This is a genomic window from Clavibacter sp. MX14-G9D (assembly GCF_032917815.1).
Taxonomy (GTDB): domain Bacteria; phylum Actinomycetota; class Actinomycetes; order Actinomycetales; family Microbacteriaceae; genus Clavibacter; species Clavibacter michiganensis_K.
Genome location: NZ_JAVCVL010000192.1, coordinates 1 through 5076, shown reverse-complemented (window position 1 = coordinate 5076; position 5076 = coordinate 1). Strand labels below are relative to the sequence as shown.

The 5076-nt window shown below is 75.6% G+C and carries 5 protein-coding genes; 2 read left to right on the top strand and 3 right to left on the bottom strand.

Features of this window, described 5'->3' with window-relative positions:
• On the bottom strand, nt 1-555 hold a 555-nt coding region (locus Q6969_RS12800), incomplete at its 3' end, for an MOSC domain-containing protein (RefSeq protein WP_317230776.1).
• A 111-nt stretch (nt 556-666) separates the two neighbouring features.
• Here Q6969_RS12800 and Q6969_RS12795 point away from each other — a divergent pair.
• Both Q6969_RS12795 and Q6969_RS12790 read left to right on the top strand, forming a co-directional pair.
• Nucleotides 667-2358: an ATP-binding protein gene (locus Q6969_RS12795; RefSeq protein WP_317230775.1), complete on the top strand. Its 1692-nt coding sequence runs from the start codon at nt 667-669 to the stop codon at nt 2356-2358.
• Between the two features lie 288 nt (nt 2359-2646).
• Entirely contained in the window at nt 2647-3324 is a 678-nt protein-coding gene (locus Q6969_RS12790; RefSeq protein ID WP_317230774.1) for an Hpt domain-containing protein, read from the top strand.
• A 165-nt stretch (nt 3325-3489) separates the two neighbouring features.
• Here Q6969_RS12790 and Q6969_RS12785 read toward each other — a convergent pair whose 3' ends face one another.
• Both Q6969_RS12785 and Q6969_RS12780 read right to left on the bottom strand, forming a co-directional pair.
• A complete protein-coding gene (locus tag Q6969_RS12785; protein ID WP_317230773.1) occupies nt 3490-4392 on the bottom strand; it encodes a response regulator transcription factor in 903 nt (300 codons plus the stop codon).
• Between the two features lie 130 nt (nt 4393-4522).
• A partial coding sequence (locus Q6969_RS12780; RefSeq protein ID WP_317230772.1) for a hypothetical protein occupies nt 4523-5076 on the bottom strand: 554 nt, incomplete at its 5' end.

Sequence of the window (5076 nt, the reverse complement as noted above, 5' to 3'; positions counted from 1 at the left end):
GTCGGCGTCCGGGCGCGGGTCCTCGAGCGGCCGCTCGGTGCGCAGCACGGCGGGGCCGACCGTGAGGATCCCGTCGCCGAGCGGCTCGCAGCGCACCCCGCCGCGCCCCCGCAGCGCGCGGAACGCCCCGGGCGCGAGCATCACGTCCATCCACGCGCACGGGTTCGCCGGCCGGTGGCCCTGGAACTCCACCGGCCCGTCGCCCGAGTCGAGGCTGAAGCGCATGCCCCGCAGCCGGTCGGCGTCCACTCCGCGGAGGAGGACGTTGCGGCGGGTGTCGACGGGATCCAGGCCCGCCTCGACGCCGAGCTCGCGGGCGACGCGCTCCACCGACTCGACCGCCATCACCGTGACGGCCGCCGTGCGGTGCGCCCGCTGGCCGAAGTAGCGGTCGCCGACGATGCCGAGCCCGGCGCGGATCCGCACGGACCTGCGGGAGGGCGGCTCGCCCGGCTCGTCCCGGGGCCCGTCGGCCGGGCGCCCCTCCAGGCGGTGCACGGGGGACGCGACGAGATGCGCGATCTCCACCCGGTGCTCGTGCGGGAGGGCGCTCATCAGGGAATCGTACGCGGATCCCCATATCACGGGGTACGCGGTCCCCGGGCGGATCGTCCACGCGCGGTTAGTATCGACGAGCGGCACGGGGACGCCGCATCAGGGGGTCACGTGGGCGAGCAGGCTCCCACCGTCGTGCGGCGCGGCCCTCTGGCGCGCGCGCAGTCGGCGTTGCGCAGCATGACCTTCTCCAAGCCGCTGCACGCGCAGCTGCCCTTCATCCTGAGCCTCGCCGTGGTCGGCGTCGTCGCGGGCGCGGGCGACCTCGCCGCCGTCGCGGACCCCGGCTTCGTGGCGGGCACGATCGTCGCGGCGCTCGTGACCATCGTCGCGGCCGTCCTGCCCTGGGAGCGCATCGCGTCCGAGTGGGTGGCCGTCCTCCCCATGCTCGACTTCGCGGCGCTCGCGCTCTGCAACGACGCGATCGGCGTCCAGGTGCCCTCGACCGCGTTCCTCATCGTCTTCCCCGTCATCTGGCTCGCCTACGCCTTCGCGCTGCACGTGCTGTGGCTGGGCGCCATCGGCACGGCCGCGGTGCTCGCGCTGCCCATCGTCCGCTCGGGGGAGCTCCCGGAGGGCACGACCGGCTGGTCGCACATCGTGGTGCTGCCCGTCGTGATGCTCCTCGTCGCCGTGGCGGTGAACCTCCTCGCCCAGCAGCTGTTCCGGCAGCACGCCCGCCTCGGGGAGATGCAGGCGGCGCTCACGGCCACGCTCGTCGACCTGCGGGAGCGCAACTCGGTCATCGACGGCGTGCTCGAGGCGATCGACGACACGGTGGTCGTCCTCGACGCCGAGGGGCGCATCACGCAGCGCAACCGCGCCGCCCGCGAGCTCATGACGCTCGCCGACCCGGTGGACCGGGAGGACCCGAGCCTCGGTCGGTTCGTCTACGAGGAGGACCGCACCACGGTCGTCCCGCCCGAGCGCCAGCTCGTGGCCCGCGCCCGCGCCGGCGAGGTCGTGGCCCGAGAGGTCTACTGGGTCGGCGACGGCGGGGCCCAGAAGGCCGTGCTCGCCTCCCTGTCCCCGCTCGTGGACCCCGACGGCCGCCCGTTCGGCACCGTCATGGTCAGCACCGACGTGACGGCGCTCGCGCTCGCGGTCTCCGAGCGGGAGGACTTCGTGGCGAGCGTCTCGCACGAGCTGAAGACGCCGCTCACGTCGATCCTCGGGTACGTGGAGCTCATCGCCGACGACCTCGTCGAGGACGACGTCGACGACCGCATCACCGCCGCCCGCCTCGCGATCGTGGAGCGGAACGCCCAGCGCCTCCTCGGCCTCATCGGCGACCTGCTCACGGCGGCGCAGCACCGCCTCGCCGTCAACCGCAACCTCGTCGACGTGGGCGAGATCGTCGAGAACGCCCTCGACGTGATCCGCCCGCACGCCCAGGCGAACGGCGTCGCGCTGGTCGAGCCGGACTACCAGGAGCTCGTCGCCGAGGTCGACGCCGTGCGGATCGGCCAGGTCCTCGACAACCTCCTCAGCAACGCCGTGAAGTACACGCCCGAGGGCGGCACCGTCACCACCGAGCTCGACGTGGACGGCGAGCACCTCCGGCTCTGCGTCTCCGACGACGGCGTCGGCATGTCGGCGGAGGACACGGCGCAGCTGTTCACGCGCTTCTTCCGCACCAGCTCGGCGCGCGCGAGCACGGTCGCGGGCGTGGGGCTCGGCCTCAGCATCACGCGCTCGATCGTGGACGCGCACGACGGCACGATCGAGGTGGAGAGCGCCGTCGGCGTCGGCACCACCATGCGCGTGCGGCTGCCGCTGCGGGTCGTCCCGGACGCCCGGTAGCTCCGAAGGCACAGGCCCCGCGCCGCCGCGCCCCCATGCCGCGGAGGACTTGAGCCGATCTTGTGACCACCTTGATCGGATCCCGCATGCGTCGCTGCCAGGCTCACTCGATGACGGGGAGATCCCCGTCCGACACGAGCGATCGAAGGACCGGATGACCTCCCACGACCACCCCGCGAGCGGCACCCGAGCCGCGCGCACCGGGTGCCGTACCGGGTCCACGGATGCGCGGCCGGTACCCGACGGCAGCCTCCCCGGTCCTTCCGATCGTCTCGTCGGCGGCCGGGCATGAACGCCCAGGTCGCGCGCGCCCCGCAGATCCCCCCGCTCCTCGACGTCCGCGTCCTGGAGCAGCTGCTGGTCGAGCTGTCGGACGAGCCCGCCCCCGTCCGCCTGTCCGTCGTCCCCGCGACGGACGCCCCCGCTCCGCCCCCCGGTGTTCCCGCACCGGTGGGCGTGACCCCGCCGCGCGGCCACCCCGAGCCGCGCCGCGGGACCCCGTCGTCCGGATCCCCCCGTCCGGACGACCGCCTCGCGACCCGTGGTGCCCCCGCACCCGGTCGTGGGCAGGCGCCGGCCGGATCCCCCCGTCCGGTCGGCGCCCCACCCGCTCCCCGCGCCGAGGCCGCCCGCCCGGCCGGGCTCACCGACGGGCAGCACGCCTGCGTCGACTTCCTCCGCTTCTTCGTCGACCTCTGGCCGACCCGGTGGGAGCGCCTGGACGGCGCGGTGCGCTCCGGCGACCGCCAGGCCGCGCTCGACGCGTGCCTGAGCGTCAAGAGCTCCGCCGCGATGGTGGGCGCCCTCCGCCTCAGCGGACTGGCCGGCCAGCTCGAGCGCGCCATCCGCGCGGCCGACCAGGCCGGATCCCGCGCGCTCCTCCCCGAGCTCGCCGAGGTGGGCGAGCGCAGCATGGACGCGATGCGCTCCTGGCTCCGCGCGGAGGCGGGGAACCCACCCGACTAGACCCGTGCGCGCGGCCGACCCGACGGGCGACGCGCACGCCCGCCCGGCCCCCACGACAGGCCGGACGGATCACGGGAGCGGGATCCCACCCGAAGGGACCCCGATCCACGGCGCAGCTGCCGCGGGACCGCCCGGCCCCGCGGCAGCCCGCGCTCGGGTGACGGGCTAGTCGCGCGCCGGCGCGAGCCGGTAGCCCACGCCGCGGACCGTCTGGATCCACCGCGCCTGGCGCGGGTCGTCGTGCAGCTTCCGCCGCAGGTTGCCGAGGTGCACCTCGACGGCGCGCTCCTCGGGCTCGGTCGACGAGGCGACGGCGTACGAGCCGCTGCGGATGTCGCGCACGAGGTCGCCCTTGGTGCGCACGCGCCCGCCGCTCGCGAGGATCGACGCGAGCAGGTCGAACTCGGTGCGCGTGAGGTCGACGGGCTCGCCGTCGACCGTGACCTGGCGGGTCCCCTCGTCGAGCTCCAGGCCGTTGTGGCGCAGGACGTCCGCGTCGTCCTCGGGCGCGGTCTCCGTGGGCAGGGCCGGCGACACCATGGTCGTCGTGGCGAACGCGGCCGGCTGCACGGGCTCCTCGGCCCCGGGCGCGGATGCGCTCTCCGAGGCGTCCGGCGCCGACGCCGGCGTCGACGGATGCGCAGGCGCCGGTGCCGCGGTGCCGCCGGCGGGAGCGGCTGCCGGGGCTTCGCCGCCGCCGCGCGGCCGCCGCATCATGGCCGAGATGCGGGCGCGGAGCTCGCGCGGGCGGAAGGGCTTCACGATGTAGTCGTCGGCGCCGGCCTCGAGGCCGAGCAGGGTGTCGACCTCCTCGCCCTGCGCGGTGAGCATCACGATGTAGGCGTCGCTCACCAGCCGGATGCGGCGGGCGGCCTCGAAGCCGTCGAAGTCCGGCAGGCCCACGTCGAGCGTGATGACGTCCGGCGCGACCTCCTCGGCCAGCCGCACGCCCTCCGTCGCGGTGCCCGCGGAGTGCACGGCGAAGCCGCCCTGGCGCAGGACCACCTCGAGCAGCTGGCGGATGTCGCCGTCGTCCTCGATGACCAGAGCCACACGTCCGCTGTCCACTACCGCCCCCTCGCATGCCGCACGCGCGGCCGTCCCCCCGGATCCGCGACAGGCGCGCCGGAGATCCCACGCTAGCGGAACGACGGGGTCGTGCCGCCGCGACGGACGGGGGCGGGGCGGACGCCCGGGATCAGGTCAGGGGCGAGGAGCCGGGCACGGCGACGAGCACGATCACGGCGCCGAGGACGTAGGCCGCCAGCGACGCGCCCAGCCCGATGGCGAGCACCAGCCACGGCCGGGTGCGCCCGCGCAGCAGCCCGACGAGGGCCACGATCAGGGCGATGCCCGTGAGCATCAGCGGTCCGGCGACGGAGAGCGCGTAGCCGACGGTGAAGAGGGAGTCGTCGCAGACGTAGGCGTCCACGTCGCAGGCGTCGGTGACGAAGATCAGCCCGAGGCCGAGCGCGGCGATGGACCCGCCGACGACCGCGGCGACGAGCATCGCGACGAGCGTGGTGACGAGGACCCGGCGATCGAGCCGTCGGACCCAGCGGGGCACCCAGTCGGGTCCGGCCGGGTCCTCCTCGCGGTCGGCGCGGTCCCGGGCGCGGTCGGCACCGTCGCGGGCACGGTCGCCCCGGTCCGCGCGGCTGCCGTCGTCGTCCGGGCCGTCGACCCCGTCGCCGGATCGGTCGCGTGCGGGACGCCGGGGGAGGGACGGCAGCGCGACCCGGGGCAGCTCCG